This window comes from Sphaerisporangium aureirubrum (genome assembly GCF_042658925.1).
In the GTDB taxonomy this organism is placed as follows: Bacteria; Actinomycetota; Actinomycetes; order Streptosporangiales; family Streptosporangiaceae; genus Sphaerisporangium; species Sphaerisporangium aureirubrum.
The window spans coordinates 26,332-45,211 of record NZ_JBHSRF010000075.1; the positions used below are offsets into that span (position 1 = coordinate 26,332).

The 18,880-nt window shown below is 73.3% G+C and carries 19 protein-coding genes; 12 read left to right on the forward strand and 7 right to left on the reverse strand.

The genetic code is table 11. The annotated features are described in order from the left end of the window. Positions 1–33 precede the first annotated feature (33 nt). The 5 genes from ACFP1K_RS33035 to ACFP1K_RS33055 all read left to right on the forward strand — a co-directional run bounded on the left by ACFP1K_RS33035 (position 34) and on the right by ACFP1K_RS33055 (position 4,718). Positions 34–282 carry a helix-turn-helix domain-containing protein gene (locus tag ACFP1K_RS33035; RefSeq protein ID WP_380760801.1) on the forward strand — a complete coding sequence of 83 codons (249 nt, stop codon included), beginning with the start codon at positions 34–36 and terminating at the stop codon, positions 280–282. After that, complete coding sequence (locus ACFP1K_RS33040; protein WP_380760803.1) at positions 279–830, forward strand: hypothetical protein; 552 nt, start codon at positions 279–281, stop codon at positions 828–830. Before ACFP1K_RS33035 ends, ACFP1K_RS33040 begins: the two co-directional genes overlap by 4 nt. An 840-nt stretch (positions 831–1,670) precedes the next feature. Beyond that, positions 1,671–2,291 carry an ArsR/SmtB family transcription factor gene (locus ACFP1K_RS33045; protein ID WP_380760805.1) on the forward strand — a complete coding sequence of 207 codons (621 nt, stop codon included), beginning with the start codon at positions 1,671–1,673 and terminating at the stop codon, positions 2,289–2,291. A gap of 1 nt (position 2,292) precedes the next feature. Then, positions 2,293–3,030: an SRPBCC family protein gene (locus ACFP1K_RS33050; protein ID WP_380760807.1), complete on the forward strand. Its 738-nt coding sequence runs from the start codon at positions 2,293–2,295 to the stop codon at positions 3,028–3,030. 167 nt (positions 3,031–3,197) lie between these two features. Continuing rightward, positions 3,198–4,718 carry an MFS transporter gene (locus tag ACFP1K_RS33055; protein WP_380760809.1) on the forward strand — a complete coding sequence of 507 codons (1,521 nt, stop codon included), beginning with the start codon at positions 3,198–3,200 and terminating at the stop codon, positions 4,716–4,718. A 57-nt stretch (positions 4,719–4,775) separates the two neighbouring features. Here ACFP1K_RS33055 and ACFP1K_RS33060 read toward each other — a convergent pair whose 3' ends face one another. Both ACFP1K_RS33060 and ACFP1K_RS33065 read right to left on the reverse strand, forming a co-directional pair. Next, positions 4,776–6,128 carry a 6-phospho-beta-glucosidase gene (locus ACFP1K_RS33060; protein ID WP_380760811.1) on the reverse strand — a complete coding sequence of 451 codons (1,353 nt, stop codon included), beginning with the start codon at positions 6,126–6,128 and terminating at the stop codon, positions 4,776–4,778. Between the two features lie 76 nt (positions 6,129–6,204). Next, a complete protein-coding gene (locus tag ACFP1K_RS33065; RefSeq protein WP_380760813.1) occupies positions 6,205–6,963 on the reverse strand; it encodes a DeoR/GlpR family DNA-binding transcription regulator in 759 nt (252 codons plus the stop codon). A 135-nt stretch (positions 6,964–7,098) separates the two neighbouring features. On the opposite strand from ACFP1K_RS33065, the gene ACFP1K_RS33070 reads away from it, so the two are divergent. Together ACFP1K_RS33070 and ACFP1K_RS33075 are read left to right on the forward strand one after the other, a co-directional pair. Then, the gene (locus ACFP1K_RS33070) at positions 7,099–8,250 is read left to right on the forward strand and encodes a carbohydrate kinase family protein (RefSeq protein WP_380760815.1); all 1,152 of its coding nucleotides are present in this window, start codon (positions 7,099–7,101) and stop codon (positions 8,248–8,250) included. 123 nt (positions 8,251–8,373) lie between these two features. Further along, positions 8,374–9,210: an LLM class F420-dependent oxidoreductase gene (locus tag ACFP1K_RS33075; RefSeq protein WP_380760817.1), complete on the forward strand. Its 837-nt coding sequence runs from the start codon at positions 8,374–8,376 to the stop codon at positions 9,208–9,210. On the opposite strand, the gene ligD is transcribed toward ACFP1K_RS33075, so the two are convergent. After that, the gene (ligD, locus tag ACFP1K_RS33080; protein ID WP_380760819.1) at positions 9,207–10,208 is read right to left on the reverse strand and encodes a non-homologous end-joining DNA ligase; all 1,002 of its coding nucleotides are present in this window, start codon (positions 10,206–10,208) and stop codon (positions 9,207–9,209) included. The two genes, ACFP1K_RS33075 and ligD, sit on opposite strands and share 4 nt — an antisense overlap. A gap of 61 nt (positions 10,209–10,269) precedes the next feature. Here ligD and msrB point away from each other — a divergent pair, with 61 nt between their 5' ends. Then, entirely contained in the window at positions 10,270–10,668 is a 399-nt protein-coding gene (msrB, locus tag ACFP1K_RS33085; protein WP_380760822.1) for a peptide-methionine (R)-S-oxide reductase MsrB, read from the forward strand. A gap of 323 nt (positions 10,669–10,991) precedes the next feature. Here the strand turns inward: msrB and ACFP1K_RS33090 are convergent, their stop codons facing one another. The 3 genes from ACFP1K_RS33090 to hemG all read right to left on the reverse strand — a co-directional run bounded on the left by ACFP1K_RS33090 (position 10,992) and on the right by hemG (position 14,088). Further along, positions 10,992–11,588 carry a hypothetical protein gene (locus tag ACFP1K_RS33090; protein ID WP_380760824.1) on the reverse strand — a complete coding sequence of 199 codons (597 nt, stop codon included), beginning with the start codon at positions 11,586–11,588 and terminating at the stop codon, positions 10,992–10,994. Positions 11,589–11,758: 170 nt separating this feature from the next. After that, entirely contained in the window at positions 11,759–12,451 is a 693-nt protein-coding gene (hemQ, locus tag ACFP1K_RS33095) for a hydrogen peroxide-dependent heme synthase (RefSeq protein WP_380760840.1), read from the reverse strand. Positions 12,452–12,642: 191 nt separating this feature from the next. Continuing rightward, positions 12,643–14,088 carry a protoporphyrinogen oxidase gene (gene hemG, locus ACFP1K_RS33100; RefSeq protein WP_380760826.1) on the reverse strand — a complete coding sequence of 482 codons (1,446 nt, stop codon included), beginning with the start codon at positions 14,086–14,088 and terminating at the stop codon, positions 12,643–12,645. 135 nt (positions 14,089–14,223) lie between these two features. Between hemG and ACFP1K_RS33105 the strand changes: the two genes are divergently transcribed. Then, complete coding sequence (locus tag ACFP1K_RS33105) at positions 14,224–15,261, forward strand: DUF4349 domain-containing protein (RefSeq protein WP_380760828.1); 1,038 nt, start codon at positions 14,224–14,226, stop codon at positions 15,259–15,261. 7 nt (positions 15,262–15,268) lie between these two features. On the opposite strand, the gene hemE is transcribed toward ACFP1K_RS33105, so the two are convergent. Next, positions 15,269–16,303: a uroporphyrinogen decarboxylase gene (gene hemE / locus ACFP1K_RS33110; RefSeq protein WP_380760830.1), complete on the reverse strand. Its 1,035-nt coding sequence runs from the start codon at positions 16,301–16,303 to the stop codon at positions 15,269–15,271. A gap of 457 nt (positions 16,304–16,760) precedes the next feature. Here hemE and ACFP1K_RS33115 point away from each other — a divergent pair, with 457 nt between their 5' ends. From ACFP1K_RS33115 to ACFP1K_RS33125, 3 genes are all read left to right on the forward strand, one after another. Next, the gene (locus tag ACFP1K_RS33115) at positions 16,761–16,919 is read left to right on the forward strand and encodes a hypothetical protein (RefSeq protein ID WP_380760832.1); all 159 of its coding nucleotides are present in this window, start codon (positions 16,761–16,763) and stop codon (positions 16,917–16,919) included. A 69-nt stretch (positions 16,920–16,988) separates the two neighbouring features. Further along, entirely contained in the window at positions 16,989–17,591 is a 603-nt protein-coding gene (locus ACFP1K_RS33120) for a DUF3000 domain-containing protein (protein WP_380760834.1), read from the forward strand. Next, positions 17,588–18,832 (forward strand): HRDC domain-containing protein, encoded by a 1,245-nt coding sequence (locus tag ACFP1K_RS33125; RefSeq protein WP_380760836.1) that lies wholly within the window; start codon positions 17,588–17,590, stop codon positions 18,830–18,832. The genes ACFP1K_RS33120 and ACFP1K_RS33125 overlap by 4 nt, the downstream gene beginning before the upstream one ends. The last annotated feature ends 48 nt before the right edge of the window (positions 18,833–18,880 follow it).

Genomic DNA, 18,880 nt, shown 5'->3' on the forward strand with positions numbered 1-18,880 from the left:
CAGGATGGCCTCCGTCAGCTTATGCTGACAAACATGAACACGGCATCGCAACTCGCCGAGGCCGCCGACGGCCAGGATCCCGCGGTGGGCCTGGCCGCGGTGGCCGCGCTGCGCCGTCTGCTCGAAGAGCTGGAGGCCGTCCACGTCAGCGCCGCGCGCGCCCAGGGATGGTCCTGGGAGGAGATCGCCGCCGCCCTGGGCGTCCGGCGCCAGTCGGCGCACCGCAAACACGCCCACCGCGTCGTCGATCCCCCAGCGGAGACTCAGGAGACCCGACCGTGAACATGCTCCGGCGCTACACCCCCGCCGCCCGCCACGCCATGGCCCGCGCCGCCCTCCTGAGCCTGGACGCCGGCCGCCGCACCCTCGACGAGGACGTGATCCTCCTGGCCCTCGCCGAGACCCGCCCCTTCGAACACCCCCTGGACGCCTTCTCCCTCTCCCCCGACGCGATCCGCCCCGAGATCCTCTCCCCCACCGACCACGACCTCCTCGCCACCCTCGGCATCGACCTGACCCGGGTACGCCACCGCATGTCCACCGTCATCCCCCTGGACGACCCCACCCGCTGGCACCTCCACCGCTCCCCCACCCGCCCCCTCCGCCTGACCCTCTCCGGCCCCCCCGGCGACCTGCCCCTAACCCCCCGAGCCCGCAAAGTGATCGAGGTAGCCGCCAACCACCACCACACCCCCCAAATAACCGGCGAAGACCTCCTCCGCGGCCTCCTCGCCGACGGCTCCAACCACGCAGTCACCCTGCTACACCACCACGGCATCCCCCTACGCCCCCTCGCCACCGCCCTGAACTTCCTCTCCAAAGCAGCCTGACCCCACCCCCGGCGGAACGACCGAGCGAAAACACCCCCCGGTCGGTCTACCGGCGCCGGTACGGCGAAGTCGGCGGGGTAACCCGCGTGCGTGGGAGCGCCGGCGGAAACGGCCCTTGCGGTGAGCGCACTTCGCACGGAAACGGCCCTTGCGGTGAACGCGCTTCGCGCGAAGGCGCAAGGGCTGTTCCCCTGCGGGGCCCCCGCACCCCCCGAACCTGCCGGGCTCATCGCTCTCCCGGCGCAGACCGTCCCGACGGGTCACGTCCACGAATGTGGTGTACGACCGCACCCCGAAGCCCAGCCGCCTCGTCGGGGTTCGTATTCAACGGCGCCGGGTCGGCGGGAAGTGGTACGCCGAATCCGGCGCCGCCGTACGGCGGGACACCGACCCGCCTGCACACGTCGCGGTGGGAAGGATGAGCCCGGCAGGCTCGGGGGTGCGGGGGTGTCCCCCGCAGGAGAACAGCCCTTGCGCCTTTCCGCGCGAAGCGCGCCTAAAGCAAGGACCATTCCCACCGGCGCCCGCAGACACGCGGGTTGCCCGCCATACGGCGGCGCCGATTTCACCGGACTACGTCCCGCCGTATCGGCGCCGGAAGAGCGAACACCCAGTAGAGCGGGTGGGGGCGTGCGCGCGTAGTCCGCAGCGCATCCCCCGGAGCCCCCACACGCCCTCTCGAGCTCTCATCACGGCCGGGAGCCCTCATCACGGCCGGGAGCCCTCGTCACGGCCCCGGAGCCGTCATCACGTCCCTGGAATCCCCAGGTCTGGGCCCTCTTTGGACCGACAAGTTTTTTTGTCTTGACAGTTATAGCTGTCGGTGGGTAGCGTGAGGGCATGTTCGAAGTGGGAGTCATTGAGGAGGCCGGGGCCGCGGAGGTGGCGCTGGATCCGACTCGGGCGCGGCTGTTGGGGCTGCTTGTGCAGCCGCATTCGGCTACCAGCCTTGCGGGCGTGGTCGGGCTGCCGCGGCAGAAGGTGAACTATCACCTCAAAACCCTTGAGTCGCATGGGCTTGTCGAGCTTGTCGAGGAGCGGCGCAAGGGGAATGTCACCGAGCGGGTGCTGCGGGCCACCGCGGCCTCGTTCGTGATCTCGCCGACCGCGCTGGCGGCGGTGGAACCCGATCCTGAGCGGTCTCCTGACCGGCTTTCGGCGCGGTGGCTGCTCGCCGTCGCGGCGCGGCTGGTCAAGGAGGTCGGGCAGCTCGTCACCGGGGCCTCGCGGGCCGGGAAGCCGCTCGCGACGTTCGCGCTCGACGGCACCGTGCGGTTCGCCTCGGCGGCCGATCGTGCGGCCTTCGCACGGGAGCTGACCGCGGCGGTCACCGGCCTGGTGAGCCGCTACCACGACGAGAACGCGCCCGGTGGCCGTGACCACCGGGTCATCATCGCCATTCACCCGAGCATCACATCGCGGGCGGACAACGCCGCCGGCGCACAGAACGAGGAGTCTTGAAATGTCGCACGAATTCGAGCTGACCCATGACATCGAGCTCGACGCCACCCCCGAGCAGGTCTGGGAAGCCATCGCCACCGGGCCCGGCATCGACTCGTGGTTCATGGGGCGCAACGAGGTCGAGCCCCGTGAGGGCGGCGCCGGCAGCATGACGATGCCCGGCTTCACCGCCAAGTCGACGGTCACGGTCTGGGAGCCCAACCACCGCTTCGCCTACCGCGGCGAGCCCGCGGAGGACGGCGCGTTCATGGCGTTCGAGTACCTCATCGAGGCCCGCGAGGGCTCCGCCACCGCCCTGCGCCTCGTGCACAGCGGCATCCTGACCGGCGACTGGGAGGACCAGTACGACGCGCTGCGCAAGGGCAACCCGCTCTACCTGCGGAGCCTCGCGCTGTACCTCAAGCACTTCCCCGGCCGCACCGCCGTGCCGGTCGCCGCGTTCGGGCCGCACCAGCCCGACCAGGACACCGCGTGGGCCGCGGTCGTCGCCGCGCTCGGGCTCAGCAAGGACATCCGGGAGGGCGACGAGGTGCGCTACACCTTCGACGGACGGCAGGTCACCGGCGTGGTGGACACCGTCGTGGAGCCGGGCTTCCTCGGGGTGCGCACGGGCGACGCGCTGCTGCGGTTCGTGGGCGGCGGCGGGATGATCATGACCGGTCACCACGTCTTCGCCGACGTCGACCAGGCCGCCGCCGAGCAGGCCTGGGGCGAGTGGCTCACCGCCGCCCTCGCCTGATCCCCCGCCGCCGCAGGCGGCACCTCGCGGCCGGCCCTGCCGAGCACCAGGGCCGGCCGCGCCCCCGAAGGCCCTGCGACCGAGAGCCCGGCAACCGGGATCCGACGACCGAGAGCCCGGCAGAGGCCACCCCCCACCGACCGCATCTCCCCGGAAGGGGTCCCCCGATGTACACCGCAGACACCGCCGCCGGCCGCCGCCGGAGTGTGAGGACGAATCCCTGGGTCGGCCTGGCCGTCCTCGCGCTGCCCACGTCGCTGATCGCGCTGGACACCTCCGTCCTGTTCGTCGCCGTCCCCCGGCTCAGCGCCGACCTGCACGCGGGCCCCACCGAGCAGCTGTGGATCCTCGACATCTACTCCTTCATGCTCGCCGGGTTCCTGGTCACCATGGGGGCGCTCGGCGACCGGATCGGACGCCGGCGGCTGCTGCTGATCGGTGCCGCCGCGTTCGGTGTCGCGTCGGTCGTCGCGGCGTTCGCCACCAGCGCCGGGCTGCTCATCGCGGCGCGGGCCCTGCTCGGTGTCGCCGGGGCCACGCTGATGCCGTCCACGATGGCCCTGATCCGCAACATGTTCCCCGACCCCAAGCGGATGGGCGTCGCGATCGGTGTCTGGTTCAGTTGCTTCATGGGCGGCATGACCCTCGGGCCGCTCGTCGGCGGCCTGCTGCTCGAACACTTCTGGTGGGGGTCGGCGTTCCTGCTGGGCGTGCCGTTCATGGTGCTGCTGCTGGTCGCGGGGCCGGTCCTGCTGCCCGAGTACCGGCCCGCCAGGCCGGAGCACCCGATCGACCTGATCAGCGTGGCCCTGTCGCTCGCCGCGATCCTCCCCGTCATCTACGGCCTGAAGGCCCTCGCCCGCGACGGCCTGGACCCGGTCCCGCTGGCCGCGGTCGTCGCCGGGCTCGCGGTCGCCACGGTGTTCGTCCGGCGCCAGCGCACCCTGCCGGCACCGCTGCTGGACCTGCGCCTGTTCGGCGACCGCGTCTTCAGCGTCGCCCTCGGCATCATGCTCCTCGGCGGGGTCGTGATGGCCGGTCTGTCGCTGCTGTCCAGCCTGTACCTGCAGGACGTCGCGGGGCTGTCGCCCCTGGAGACCGGGGTGCGGCTCATCCCGCAGAACATCGCGATGGTCCTCGGCTCGATGGCGGCCCCGGCCCTGGCACGGAAGCTGCCCGCGTCCACCGTCACCGCGCTCGGGCTCACCCTGTCCGGGATCGGCCTGGCGATCGTCGCCCGGGTCGACCCCGGCGACGCGCCGCTGCTGGTGGCCGGGCTGGTGCTGGCCTCGGCCGGGATCTCGTTCCCGATGGCGCTCACCATGAACCTGATGCTCGCCTCCGCGCCGCCGGAGAAGGCCGGCTCGGCGGCGTCGATCGGCGAGACAAGCGGCGAGTTCGGCGTCGCGCTCGGCATCGCGACCCTCGGGAGCCTCGCCGCGCTGGTGTACCGCTCGGTGCTCGACCTGCCGGCCGGGGCGCCCGAAGCGGCCAGGAGCAGCCTGACCTCCGCCGTCGCGGCGGCCAGCGGCACGCCGGGTCTGCTCGACGCGGCCCGCGCCGCCTTCACCACCGGGCTCAACGTGGTCGGCGTCGTCGGGGCCCTCATCTTCCTCGGCCTGGCACTCACCGCCGCGATCATCCTGCGCGCCAGGACCGGGGCGGAGCCCGAGCCGGTCGCCGTCTGAGACACACCCGACGCGCCGCCCCCCAGCACACGGGGGGCGGCGCGTCGGCGTGTGCGGCTAGTGGCGGGTGGGCAGGAGGGTCGCCAGGGCGGGGAGGCGGGCGCGGTAGTCGTCCAGCAGGTGGCGGGCGGTGGAGACCGAGTCGACCAGCGGGTGGGTGGCGAAGGCGTGCAGCGCGAGGTCGGCCGAGCCGGTGACGGCGGCCTCGATGGTGAGCTGCTCGGCGGCCTTGACCTGCTGGATGAGGCCGAGGAACCGGCCGGGCAGCGGGCGGGTGGCCAGCGGGCGCACGCCGCCAGCGTCCACCACGCAGGGCACCTCGACGACGGCGTCCGGCGGGAGGCCGGGGACGGCGGTGCCGTTGCGCACGTTGAGGATCATGGTGGTAGGGGCGCCGCCGCGGCCGAGCGCGGCCATCAGCGCCAGGGCCACCCCCTCGTAGCCGTCCGCCTCCAGGTCGGCCTGGTCGCGTTCCCCGGCCCGCGCGCCGTCCCGGGTCTCGGCCATGTACGACGCGTCGCGCTCGCGGCGGGTGCGCCGCCACTCCCCCAGCGCGCGGGACGGCTCGCGGCGCACGGTCGCGTAGAACCGCTCCTGCTGCCGCAGCAGCGCCTCGCCCCGGGTCTCGGCCGCGCCGACGATCGCGGCCACGGCCTCGCGGGTGAAGTCGTAGTAGTACAGGTACTCGTTGGGCAGCGCGCCGAGCGAGCGCACCCAGGCGGCGCCGAACAGCCGGGCCTCCTCCACCCCTTTCAGCGCGGTGTCGTCGGCGAGGAGGTCGGGCAGGACGTCGCGGCCGTCGTAGGTGAGGCCGCGCAGCCAGCCGAGGTGGTTGAGCCCCACGTAGTCGGGGGCCACCCGGGTGGGGTCGAGGCCGAGGGCGTGCGCCGCGCGGCGGATCAGGCCCACCGGCGAGTCGCAGATGCCGATCACGCGGTCGCCGAGGACGCGGCGCATCGCCTCGGTGATCATGCCCGCGGGATTGGTGAAGTTGATCACCCAGGCCCGGGGGGCCACCGCGGCGATCCGCACGGCCATCCGCAGCGTCACCGGGACGGTGCGCAGCCCGTAGGCGATGCCGCCGGGGCCGACGGTCTCCTGGCCGAGCAGCCCCTGCTGCAGCGCGACCCGCTCGTCGGCGGTACGGCCGCGCAGCCCGCCGACCCGGATCGCCGAGAACACGAACGCCGCGTCGCGCAGCGCCTCGTCCAGGTCGGTGGACACCCGCACCCGGGGCGGCCTGCGGTGCCCCGCGGCGAGCTGCTCCAGCACGTGCCCCACGGCGGTCAGCCGCTCGGCGGAGACGTCGTACAGCACCACCTCGTCGATCGGCGCGGAGGTGCCCCGCAGCAGGGCGCCGTACACCAGGGGCACGCGGAACCCGCCGCCGCCGAGAATGGTCAGCCGCACGGCCGCCCCCCTTCCCGGGCCCCGCCGCGGCCCGGTCTCGCCTCACGTCCCGCGCCGCGCGCCGCGCCGGGCATGGTCACGCCGCCTCCACCCGGACGCCTGCCGCGGCGACCGCGGCCAGGGTCGCCGGGTCGGCCCCGTCGTTGGTGACGAGCATGTCGAGCTCCTCGGGACCGCAGACGCGCAGCGCGCCGGTGCCGGGGAACTTGTTGCGGTCGACCAGCAGCACCGCCTGCCGGGCGGCGGCGATCATGGCGCGCTTCAGCGGGACCTCGGCGGCGGTGGTGTCGGTCACCTGGCCGTCCGGGCGCACGCCGCCCGCGCCGAGGAAGAGCCGGTCGGCGCACACCTGGCGCAGCGCCTCCTCGGTCAGCACGCCGACCAGCGAGTGGTACGAGCGGCGCAGCATGCCGCCGAGCAGCAGGAGCTCCACCGCGGGGTCGTCGCGCAGCACGTCGAGCACGGCGAGGCTGGAGGTCACCACGGTGACCCGCCGCCCGGCCAGGTGGCGGGCGAGGCGCACGGTCGTGGTGCCGATGTCGAGCAGCAGCACCTCGCCGTCCTCGACCATGGCGGCCGCGCGGGCCGCCACCGCCTCCTTGTCGTGCTCGTCGACGCCCACCACTTCGGCGAACGGCCGGTCCACGTCCGCGTCGGTGCCGGCGAGGGCGCCGCCGCGCACCCGGGTGAGCGTGCCGTCCCTGCCGAGGAGCTCGAGATCGCGCCGGATGGTGGAAGGGCTGACCCCCAACTGGGCGGCCAGATCGCGCACGCTGGTCGCGCCCGCGCGGCGCACCCGCCGCGTTATCTCGGCATGCCGGAGGTGCTGGAGCACGAATGGATCGTAGCAGTCACATGCGCGCACAACCGAGCAGATTCGAGCACTCACCCCCTGTGACCACTTGATATGGACGACCGGAACATGCGAGAGTGCCCAGAGTCGTACCGTCGGAGTGAGGACCCGTCACCCGTGTCTCTCCAGGTCTACGATCCGCTAGCCGATCAGCGCGTCCCGGACGCGCCGGAGTTCGACGTGTTCACCGCGGGCACCGTCTTCCTCGACATCATCTTCACCGGCCTGCAGGCGATGCCCGCCGCGGGCACGGAGGTCTGGGCGGACGGCATGGGCTCGTGCCCCGGCGGCATCGCCAACCTGGCCATCGCCTCCAGCCGCCTCGGCCTGCGCACCTCCATGGCCGCGGCCTTCGGCGACGACGACTACGCCGACTTCAACTGGCGCATCCTGCGCGACCAGGAATCGGTGGATTTGTCCCAGTCCCGCCGGTTCCAGCACTGGCACTCCCCCGTGACGGTCTCGATGGCCGTCGACCGCGACCGCAGCATGGTCACCCACGGCCACCCCGCGCCGATGACGGCCACCGACATGATCGGCCGCCCCCCGCGCAGCCGCGCCGTGATCGCGCCGCTGTCGGTGGACGAGCCGCTCGGTGACCGAAACTCCCCCACGTGGGCCGATCTGGCGCACCGTGACGGCGCGCTGGTCTTCGCCGACGTCGGCTGGGACCCGTCCGAGGCGTGGTCGCCGCTGCTGCTGGAACAGCTGTCCGTCTGCCACGCCTTCATGCCGAACGCCGTCGAGGCGATGGCCTACACCCAGACCGACACCCCCCGCGAGGCCCTGTACACCCTCGCCGACCGAGTGCCGCTGGCCGTGGTCACCGACGGCGCCAACGGCGCGATGGCCATCGACTCGACCACCGGCGAGGAGGCGTACGTCCCCGCGCTGCGGGTGACCGCGCTGGACCCCACCGGGGCGGGCGACGTGTTCGGCGCGGGCCTGGTCCTCGGCACGCTGTCGGGGTGGCCGCTGGCGGACCGCCTGGCGTTCGCCGGAGTGTGCTCGGCGCTGGCCGTCCAGCAGTTCGGCGGCTCCCTGGCCGCCCCCGGCTGGGGCGACATCGCCGACTGGTGGCACGGGGTCCGGGCCGCCGCCGGCCACAGCGGGGCGTACATCGACTCGGTGGCCCGCAGGTACGGCTTCCTGGACCGCCTGGTGCCCACCGTCCCGGTCGGCGCGGTCCGCCGCGCCGCGGCCACCATGTCGCTCCAGGCGGACGTGGGGGCCGGGGCGGTCGGCCTCATGGGGCGGGATCGCAAGTAGCCGCACCGGGCGGGGTCGTTGCCCTCGGTGGCGGTGGATGGCAGGCTCGGCGGTAACGGTTACATAACGGCCTTGGTGGCGGTTACGGCGCGGGGGCCGCGTACTGGGAAAGGACGGGCGGCGATGACCAGTCCGGCACTCGGGGAGATCGGTGTGTGGCGGGCCGGGGCCGCGCTCACTCCCGACCTCGCCGCGTCACTGGAACGGCTCGGCTACGGCGCGCTGTGGGTCGGCGGGTCCCCCTCGGGCGACCTGGAGGTCGTCGAGGGGATGCTGGGGGCCACCTCCAAGCTGACCGTGGCCACCGGGATCGTGAACATCTGGACGGCCGAGGCCCGGACGGTCGCCACGTCGTTCCACCGCATCGAGCGGGCCGTGCCGGGGCGCTTCCTGCTCGGCGTCGGGGCCGGGCACCCGGAGGCGACCGAGGAGTTCACCAAGCCGTACGACGCGCTGCGCCGCTACCTGGACGTCCTGGACGAGTCCGGCGTGCCGCGCGACCGGCGCATGCTCGCCGCCCTCGGGCCGAAGGTGATGCGGCTCGCCGGGGAGCGCAGCGCCGGGGCCCATCCGTACCTGACGACGCCCGAGCACACCCGCCGGGCCCGCGAGATCCTCGGCCACGGCCCGCTGCTCGCCCCCGAGCAGAAGGTGGTGCTGTCGGAGGACCCCGTCGCGGCCCGCGAGCTGGCCCGGCGCACGCTGCGCCTCTACCTCGGCCTGCGCAACTACACCGCCAACCTGCGCAGGCTCGGCTTCACCGACGACGACCTCGCCGCCCCCGGCAGCGACCGCCTGGTGGACGCGCTGGTCATGCACGGCCCGCCCGCGGCCGTCAGGCACGGCGTGCGGGCCCATCTCGCCGCCGGCGCCGACCACGTGGCCGTGCAGATCCTGCACGCCCCCGACGCCGACCCCACGACCGACTACCGCACCCTGGCCGACATCTTGTTCGGTTAGTCCTCGGGGCGGGCCTTGCTGGGCTGGACGCGCTTGGGCTCGCCGGGCATCTTCGGGTAGTTGGGGGGGTACGGCAGGTCGCCGCGGCCGTCTTCGGAGTAGAGGTCGAGCAGGGGGGCGAGGGAGAACGACTCGTCGTCGATCTCTCGGTGGAGGTCCCCGAGCTCGGCGAACCTGACGGGGACGGTGCGGATGTCGAACGCGGAGGGGTCCACCGTGGGGAGCTCGTCCCAGGTCACCGGGGTGGAGACGGGGGCCTCGGGGCGGGCGCGGACGGAGTAGGCGCTGGCGACGGTGCGGTCGCGGGCGTTCTGGTTGTAGTCGATGAAGACTTTTTCGCCGCGTTCCTCCTTCCACCACGCGGTGGTGGCGAGGTGCGGGACGCGGCGCTCGACCTCGCGGGCGAACGCGATGGCGGCGTATCGGACCTCGGTGAAGGTCCACTCGCGCTCGATGCGGACGTTGATGTGGATGCCGCGGTTGCCGGAGGTCTTGGGGAAGCCGCGCAGGCCGAGCTCGCCGAGCAGGTCGCGCACGGCGAAGGCCACCTCGCGGGCCTGGTCGAAGCCGGTGCCGGGCTGCGGGTCGATGTCGATGCGCAGCTCGTCGGGGTGCTCGACGTCGTCGGAGCGGGTGGGCCAGGGGTGGAAGTCGATGGTGGCGAGGTTGGCGCAGTAGGCGATGGCGGCCACCTCGGTCACCCGCAGCGCGTCGGCGCTGCGGCCGCTCGGGAAGCGGATGGTGACCGTCTGGAGCCAGTCGGGATGCTTGGGCGGCATGCGCTTCTGGTAGATGGCCTCGGTGAGCACGCCGTCGGGGTGGCGCTTGAGGTAGGTGGGCCGGTCGCGCAGGGCCCGCAGGGCGCCCTCGCCGACGGCGATGTAGTACTCGACCAGCTCGCGCTTGGTCGCCCCGATGGCCGGGAAATAGATCTTGTCCGGGTTGGTGACCTTGACGGTCCGTCCCCCGGCGTCCAGCTCGATGTACGGCGACGGCATGCCAACGACGGTACCCCCCGCCACCGACACGAACCCGCCCGGGCCGCATAGGCTGGGGGCCATGGAGAAGGTGGTTAAAAGCGACGCCGAATGGCGCGTGGAGCTGTCCCCCGAGGAGTTCCGGGTGCTGCGCAAGGCGGGCACCGAACGAGCGTTCACCGGGGAGTACGTCGACACCAAGACGGTCGGCGTGTACGCCTGCCGGGCCTGCGGGGCCGAGCTGTTCCGGTCGGAGACGAAGTTCGACTCGCACTGCGGCTGGCCGTCGTTCTTCGAGCCGTCGGAGTCCGACGCGGTGACCCTCATCGAGGACCGCTCGAACGGCATGACGCGGGTCGAGGTGCGCTGCGCCCGCTGCGACTCCCACCTCGGGCACGTGTTCCACGGCGAGGGCTACGGGACGCCGACCGACGACCGCTACTGCATCAACTCGGTGTCGCTGCGCCTGCTCCCCTCCTGAGCCGAACCCCGCGTCTCTCCGTATGTATGGGGTGAGATGCGGAAAGTGTTCCGTGACGCATGCGCGACCCCGGAGAGGGTAGGAGGTCGACTGGCGCCGCACCCGCTTTCCGTACCATGATCGTCCTGTACGGGGGCCGTGTGCATCTACGCCACAGGTGGGAGACAGTCGAGGCCATCGGCCGAGTGGTCACGCAGCGCTGCCAGGTGTGCGGCAAGACCCGGGTGAGGATACGACGCCCGGGCCCGCCGCCGCCGGTCGCGCCGCGCCTCCCGCCCTGCCCGCCCGCCACCGGCCGCGGGCCGGAGAAGTGAGCCCTCGCGTCATTTCCCGGGGGCCGGGGAAGTGAAGCGGCACGAGTCGTCGCCGGAGCCGAGGATGTTGGCGAGCACCGGGTTGCCGTTCTGGCCGAACTCCGCCTGCACGAACACCACCGGGTGCTCGTCGCCGACCTCCTGGACGAGGTATTCCATTCCGCGCTTGCACAGATCGATGGCCGCCTTGGAATTGCGCTTGGACGGCGGCAGGTCGGTGTAGATGCGGAGGTACTTCCCGACGGTCCGGATGTCGGTGATGCGCTTCACCGACTTGTCGGCGTTCCAGCGGTTCTTGAAATAGCTCACCGCGTTGCTGTCGGTGTGCTTGGACGGGCCGGACGCGGTGTCGTCGTTGCGCTTCTTGCCCGCCTTGGCGCGCCCGGCGTCCGCGGGGGCCACCCCCGGGCCGGTGTCCTGCGGCGTGGCGGGACGCGCCGCGGGGGTCCGCGCCGGCGCCGCCTCGGACACCGCGGGTTCGCCGGCGGGACGGACCATCGTGCCCGCGGCCAGGACGGCCGTGGTCAGCACGGTCACCCCGGCGGCCATACGCGGGACGGACAGGCGCGCCCTGCGCCGGTGCCGCCCATGCTTGGAACGAGCCAAACCTCTACCCCTGTTCACCCCGTGCCTCACCTCGACCTGGAAATCTCACCGAGTATCGCAAACCATGGGGGCGCGACGGAGGTTATTCCAGAAAAGTAGAGACGTGACGGTTTTAGTGAAGCATGTGAAATAGGTCAACCTATGCCCGATTTATTGGGATATTGCGAGACTTACGGGAGCGCGGTGATCAGTTCGCGCAGCGGCTTGCGGGTGCCCGCGTAGAACGGGATCTCGACCCGGGTGTGGCGGCGCGCGTCCGAGGCGCGCAGGTGGCGCATCAGGTCGACGATGCGGTGGAGCTCGTCGGCCTCGAAGGCGAGGATCCACTCGAAGTCGTTCAGGGCGAACGACGCCACCGTGTTGGCCCGCACGTCGGGGTAGTCGCGGGCGAGCTTGCCGTGCTCGGCGAGCATGGCCCGCCGCTCGGCGTCGTCCAGCAGGTACCACTCCAGGGAGCGCACGAACGGGTAGACGCTGACGTACCCGCGGGGCTCCTCGTCGGCCAGGAACGCCGGGATGTGGGACTTGTTGAACTCGGCGGGCCGGTGGATCGCCATGACCGACCAGACCGGCTCCCCCGCCCGGCCGAGCGCGGTGCGCCGGAAGCGGCCGTACACCTCCTGCAGGTCCTCCGGCGCCGGGGCGTGCCACCAGAACATGTAGTCGGCGTCGGCGCGGAAGCCGGCCACCTCGTACGCGCCCCGGGTCACCACGTCCTTCTCCGCCGCCTGCGACAGGACGTCCTCGACCTCGCCGATCACCGACTCCCGGTCGGCGGGAAGCGCGTCGCGCACCCGGAACACCGACCACATGGTGTACCGGATGACCTGGTTGAGGTCCCGCGCCTTGGGCCGCGCCCTCACCTCGGCCGCCGCGCCCTGAACTTCGCCCTCGGTCACCTCTCGGCCCTCCGTCACCGCTCACCCCTCCGCTTGTCGTCCACACCCATCCAACCGCCCCACGTCACCGCCCCGACCGGCGGGTGCCAGTCAATCGCACCACCCAGGCGGACCGCCCCGCAAGCGGCGCGGTGGCCGCCGGACCCGGCCCTCGGTCAGCGGCTGGCCGCGTGGTCCTCGTGGCGCCCGCCGAGCTCGCGCAGATGGGCCAGGACGGCCGTCGCGGCGGTGCGGGCGGTGGAGACGCAGGCGGGGATGCCGACGCCGTCGTAGGCGGCGCCGCAGACGGCGAGGCCGGGCTGGACGGCCACGGCGGCGCGGACCCGGGCCACGCGGTCGAGGTGGCCGACGTCGTACTGCGGCAGGGCGCCGCCCCAGCGGGTGACCCGGCTCTCCAGCGGCAGGCCGCGCACGCCGGTGATCTCGGCCATCTCGGCCATCGCCAGCGCCACCAGCTCGTCGTCGTCGCGCTGGAGGATGAACTCTTCCCCGAGCCTGCCGATCGAGCAGCGCAGCACGAACACCCCGGGATCGGCCTCGGCCAGGTGGGGCCACTTGGCCGAGCTGAAGGTGACCGCCTTGACCGGGCGGCCCTCGACCGGCGGCACGAGGTAGCCGCTGCCGGACGGCGGCTCGGGGAACGCCTGCCAGGGATAGGCCAGGGTCACGATCGCCATGCTGGCGTACTCGACGCGGGACAACTCGGCGGCGGCCTTCGGCACCTCGGCGGAGAGCAGCCTGGCCGCGGCGGGCGCGGGCAGCGCCACGACCACGGCGTCCGCCTCGATGGTCTCGGGGTCGGGCGCCGGACCGGCCACCAGACGCCAGCCCTGCGGGGTGCGGGACAGCTCACGCGCCATCACGCCCGTGCGCACCTCGGCGCCCGAGGAGGACGCGACCGCCTCGGGCAGGCGGCCCATGCCGCCGCGCACGGTGGTGAACACCGGCCCGGCGCCGGCGGGCGCCTCGGCCGCGATGGCGCGGGCGGCGCGCAGCAGCGAACGCTCGGTGCGGGCCGCGGTGGCGATGTGCGGCAGCGTGGCGTCCAGGGAGAGCAGGTCGGCGCGGCCCGCGTACACCCCCCCGAGCAGCGGCTCCACCAGCCGCTCGACGACCTCGCCGCCCACCCGGGCGCGGATGTAGGCCGCCACCGAGACGTCCGAGGTGATCAGCGTGGCGGGGAGCACGAGGTCGAGCGGCACCCGGGCCAGGCCCGCCGGGGACAGCACACCCGAGCGGGCGAGCGCCGCGAGGTCGGACGGCACGCCCATGACCTGGCCCGCGGGCAGGGGACGCAGCGCCCCCCGGCTCAGCACGGACGCGGGGATCTTGGCGGGATGCACGAGGTCGTCGCCGAGGCCGGCCATGCGGGCCAGCTCCCGGCCCTCGGGGCGGCGGGCGATCATGGCCTCGGCGCCCTCGTCCACGGGCAGGCCCGCGATCTGCGAGACGCGGAGCTTGCCGCCCACCTGGGGCGCGCCGTCCAGCACGGTCACCCGGACGTCGTCGCCGCCGTGGTCGCCGTTACCGATGTGCCACGCCGCGGCCAGCCCGGAGATGCCCCCGCCCACGACCACGACATGCCGCCGAGTCCCGTCCATATCCCCAGACGTTACCCCGGCGGGCGCTCCCCCGGGCGCCGGGCGTGGCGTCCCCGCGGACGGCGCCGGGCATACCGTGACGGCATTGTGACGCGCCGCGCCAAACCCCGCGCGCTCCGTTCCCGTCAACAGGACATGAGCAGATTACGAGGCCGCCGGCCGCTGGTCGCGGCCCTGGCGGCGGGTGTCATCGTCCTGTCCGGTTGCAGCGGCGGCGCGTCCGGCGCGCCCGCCTCGCTCGACAGCGGGGGCGCGGCCGACGCGCCGGCGCCCGCGATGGAGCGGGCGCCGGTGGCCGGGGAAGCGGGTGGCAACGCGGCCGGAGGCCGTGCGCAACGACAGGACGCCGCGGCGGACAAGGACGGGGGCGAGGCGCGGGAAGATTCCCCGAAGCTCGCGCCCACCGACCGGGCGATCATCTACACCGGTGAGATGACGGTCCGGGCCACCGACGTCGCCGCCGCCGCCGACAAGGCCAAGCAGATCGTCACCGGGGCGGGGGGCCGTCTGGACCGCGAGGAGTCCACCTCGTTCAACCGCGAGGCCGGCGCGACGCTGGTCTTCAAGGTGCCGCCCGCCGCGTACCCGTCCGTCCTGGACCGCCTCGGCAAGGAGCTCGGCAAGCGGCAGTCCCTGAGCCAGAGCACCGAGGACGTCACCGAGCAGGTCGCCGACGTGGAGAGCCGCCTGGCCTCCGCCAAGGCCGCCCTGGAGCAGCTCAGGACGCTGCTCGGCAAGGCGAAGACCATCGGGGAGGTGCTCCAGGTCGAACGGCAGATCGGCGACCGTGAGGCCGACCTGGAGTCCCTGCAGGCCCGCCAGAAGGTGCTCGCCTCCCAGACCAGCGCCGCCACGCTCACCCTGCGGCTCGTCGGCCCGGCCGCCGTGATCGCCCAGCCCCCCAAGCCCGAGCCCGCGGGCTTCCTCAGCGGGCTGAAGAGCGGCTGGCGCGCCCTGGTGAGCACCGTCAAGGTCGGCCTCACCGTGCTCGGCGCCATCTTGCCCTGGCTGATCCCCGTGGCCCTGATCTGGCTGCTCTACCGGGCGATCCGCCGCCTGCTCCCGGCCCGCACCCCGGCACCGGCCGGCCCCGCGCTCCCCCTCACCGGCGGTGCGAAGAGCGCCGGGGACACCGAGCCCGCGCAGGAGCGGCGGGCCGCCGACCCGGACTGACCGCCGGTCAGACGGCCGTCTCGTGGATCAGGCCGGTCAGGCGGGCGAGCTGGTCGGGGTCGGTGGTGGGCAGCACGCCGTGGCCGAGGTTGAACACGTGCCCCTCGGCCGCGCGGCCCCTGGCGAGGACGTCGCGGGCGCGGCGCTCGGCGACGTCCCAGGGGGCGAGCAGCACGGCGGGGTCCAGGTTGCCCTGGAGCGCCTTGCCGGGGCCCACGCGGCGGGCGGCCTCGTCCAGGGGGACGCGCCAGTCGACGCCGACGACGTCCGCCCCGGCCTCGCCGAGCAGGCCGAGCAGCTCGCCGGTGCCCACGCCGAAGTGGATGCGGGGGACGTTCAGGTCGGCGAGGCCGGCGAACAGGCGGCTGGTGTAGGGGAGGACGAACTCGCGGTAGTCGGCGGGGGCGACGGCGCCGACCCAGGAGTCGAACAGCTGGAGGGCCGAGGCGCCGGCTTCGGCCTGGAGGCGGAGGTAGGACAGGGTGATGACGGTGAGGCGCTCCATGAGCGCGTGCCACAGGGCCGGCTCGCCGTACATCATGGCCTTGGTGTGGTCGTGGTTCTTGGAGGGGCCGCCCTCGATCAGGTAGGACGCCAGGGTGAACGGCGCCCCGGCGAAGCCGATCAGCGGGGTGGGGCCGAGCTCCTTGACCAGGGACTGGACGGCCTCGGTGACGTAGGGCACGTCGTCCGGCGTGAGGGGGCGCAGGACGCGCAGGGCGGCCTCGTCCCTGATCGGGGTGTCCACCACCGGGCCGACGCCGGGCTTGATGTCGAGGTCCACGCCGATCGCCTTGAGCGGCACGACGATGTCGCTGAAGAAGATCGCCGCGTCGACGCCGTACCGCCGGACCGGCTGCATCGTGATCTCCACGATGAGGTCGGGTGTCGCGCAGGCCTCGAGCATCGGCACGTCGGCGCGCAGGGCGCGGTACTCGGGCAGCGAACGGCCCGCCTGCCGCATGTACCACACCGGCGTGTGGGGCACGGGGAGCCTGTGGCAGGCGCGGATGAACGGCGAATCGGCGGTGTCGGGATGCACCTTCCAAGGGTGCCACGGGGAGGTGGCGGTCGGCGCACCGCGCGGCCGTGTGCCGGGCAGGAGGGCACGGTAAAAGATATTTACTTCGGGTCTTGTCCGTTAATGACAATAGACATGGGGATGCGTACACTTTGTCGGGTTTGGTGGTACCAAGTCCCGGCCCGGCGCCGAGGGCTCCGGGCCAACGAATCTCCAGGTGGAGGTACAGTACGACTCACACGAGGTCCGCGATCATGGTGCGGGCGGGTCAAATGTTCGCCAAATCATCGCGCGGCGCCGAATCGGTGACCACTTTCGGGACACGCCGAGCGCGTTGCGGGGAAATGTCGCCGTGACGTGCCAACGTCGGACCAGCCCTGGAGTTCGCGGACTAGGCGCGCGGGGGAGCGCCGGGCGACGCACCGCGCCGTCCTCGCGAGCTCCCGACGTTAGGGGACGACCCGATGAAAGGCCCGCGATGACCGCGATATGGAGTTCCTCCGAGCACCGCACGGTGATCGTGCACCGCGCGCTCCGTGCCGCCGAACGGCAGGCCTGGCGGCACTCCCGCCGTGACGTCCACGAAGAGCACCGGGCGCGGGCGGGGCGTGACGGCGCCCCGGTGATGGCGGGTTGATCACCGGCTATGTACCCCGCGCGCACCCCACTGCTTCCGGCACCGCCCGCTCCGGCCTACGCTGCCATCATGACCATCGGTGACGCGCCACCGGCCCCCGCCGCTTTCCGGCGGGCGCTGGCGAGCCTGCGTCCCACCCAGGTCAGGCCCGAGATCGAGCTGGAGGACATCCCGGCCCCGCAGCGTCTCGCCCCGTACTCGGGGGCGGTGGGTGCGTCGGTGCTCCGCGGCGACGACGAGCTGGCCATCGGCCGTCTGATCATGCTGTTCGACCCCGAGGGCCAGCGCGGCTGGGACGGCCCGTTCCGGCTGGTCGCCTACGTGCGCGCCGACATGGAGCCCGAGATCACCTCCGACCCCATGCTCGGCCCGGTGGCGTGGAGCTGGCTCACCGAGGCGCTCGACGCCCACGGCGCCGGGTACGCCGCCGCGGGCGGCACCGTCACCCGGGCCGTGTCCGAGGGATTCGGCAACAAGGCCGGGGACCCCGTCACCACCGAGCTGGAACTGCGCGCCTCCTGGTCCCCGCTCGAGGAGGACCTGTCCGCGCACGTGGCCGCCTGGTGCGACCTGATGTGCCTCGCGGCGGGCATCCCGCCGCTGCCACCCGACGTCGCGAGCCTCCCGCAGCGGCCCGCGCGTCGCGAAGATCCGGAGCCCTTCAGGACGTGACCGACGAAACCATCCCCGCATCCGAAGCCGTTCCGTTGCTGGAGCCCCGTGAGGGCATCCCGCCGGTCGTGGAGGAACCCGCCGCGCTGGACGCGGTGGTCCGGGCGTTCGCCGACGGCGACGGCCCGGTCGCCGTCGACGCCGAACGCGCGTCCGGTTACCGCTACAGCGGCCGGGCCTACCTGGTGCAGCTGCGCCGGGCGGGCGCCGGCACGGCGCTCATCGACCCGATCGCCTGCCCCGACCTGTCCGAGCTGAACTCCGCCGTGGCCGGCGCCGAGGTGGTGCTGCACGCCGCCACCCAGGACCTCGCGTGCCTCGCCGAGGTGGGCTTCGTGCCCCGGCGGCTGTTCGACACCGAGCTGGCCGGGAGGCTGCTCGGGTACGAGCGCGTCGGCCTCGGCACCATGGTCGAGAACGTCCTCGGGCTGCGCCTGGAGAAGGGGCACTCGGCGGCCGACTGGTCGCACCGGCCGCTGCCGGAGGACTGGCTGCGGTACGCCGCGCTGGACGTCGAGGTGCTGATCGAGCTGCGCGACGCCCTGTACGCCGAGCTCGAGGCGGACGGCAAGCTCGAATGGGCCCGCGAGGAGTTCGCCGCGATCCTCGCCGCCGCGCCCTCGCCGCCGCGCGCCGACCCCTGGCGCCGCACGTCCGGCATCCACCGGGTGCGCACCCTGCGCGGGCTGGCGGTGGTGCGTGAGCTGTGGACGCTGCGCGACGAGCTGGCCCGCCGGGCCGACCTCGCGCCCGGCCGGGTGCTGCCCGACTCGGCCATCGTGACGGCCGCCCTGGAGCAGCCGCGCACCACCAAGGCGCTCACCGACATCGCCCCCTTCACCGGCCGCAGCGCCCGCCGCCACCTGCGCGAGTGGCTCGGCGCCATCGGCAAGGCCCGCGTGCTCCCCGAGACCCAGCTCCCCCACCCGAGCGCCCCCGGCGACGGCCCGCCCCCCGCCAACCGCTGGGCCGACCGCGACCCCGCCGCCGCCAAACGCCTCGCCGCCGCCCGCACCGCCGTGGCCGCCCTCGCCGACGCCCACCACATGCCCACGGAGAACCTCCTCCAGCCCGACGCCGTCCGCCGCCTGACCTGGGAACCCCCACCCGAACTGGGCGACGAGCCGATAGCCACCCGCCTACGCGAACTCGGCGCCCGCGAATGGCAGATCACCCTCACCGCCCACGTCCTCTCCAAGGCCTTGCTCCGCCTCGAAGCCAAAGGCGAACTGGACTCCTAACCCCCCACCACAAAGCCCCCCACGCCCCCTCCCCGAGCCCCCCACACC

What these genes read in the sequence shown, in the direction of transcription:
- ACFP1K_RS33120 (WP_380760834.1), top strand. Translation starts at nt 16,989, where the DNA reads ATGACCATCGGTGACGCGCCACCGGCCCCCGCCGCTTTCCGGCGGGCG.
- ACFP1K_RS33045 (WP_380760805.1), top strand. Translation starts at nt 1,671, where the DNA reads ATGTTCGAAGTGGGAGTCATTGAGGAGGCCGGGGCCGCGGAGGTGGCG.
- ACFP1K_RS33055 (WP_380760809.1), top strand. Translation starts at nt 3,198, where the DNA reads ATGTACACCGCAGACACCGCCGCCGGCCGCCGCCGGAGTGTGAGGACG.
- ACFP1K_RS33115 (WP_380760832.1), top strand. Translation starts at nt 16,761, where the DNA reads ATGACCGCGATATGGAGTTCCTCCGAGCACCGCACGGTGATCGTGCAC.
- ligD (WP_380760819.1), bottom strand. Translation starts at nt 10,208, where the DNA reads ATGCCGTCGCCGTACATCGAGCTGGACGCCGGGGGACGGACCGTCAAG.
- hemG (WP_380760826.1), bottom strand. Translation starts at nt 14,088, where the DNA reads ATGGACGGGACTCGGCGGCATGTCGTGGTCGTGGGCGGGGGCATCTCC.
- ACFP1K_RS33035 (WP_380760801.1), top strand. Translation starts at nt 34, where the DNA reads ATGAACACGGCATCGCAACTCGCCGAGGCCGCCGACGGCCAGGATCCC.
- ACFP1K_RS33075 (WP_380760817.1), top strand. Translation starts at nt 8,374, where the DNA reads ATGACCAGTCCGGCACTCGGGGAGATCGGTGTGTGGCGGGCCGGGGCC.
- ACFP1K_RS33105 (WP_380760828.1), top strand. Translation starts at nt 14,224, where the DNA reads ATGAGCAGATTACGAGGCCGCCGGCCGCTGGTCGCGGCCCTGGCGGCG.
- ACFP1K_RS33050 (WP_380760807.1), top strand. Translation starts at nt 2,293, where the DNA reads ATGTCGCACGAATTCGAGCTGACCCATGACATCGAGCTCGACGCCACC.
- msrB (WP_380760822.1), top strand. Translation starts at nt 10,270, where the DNA reads ATGGAGAAGGTGGTTAAAAGCGACGCCGAATGGCGCGTGGAGCTGTCC.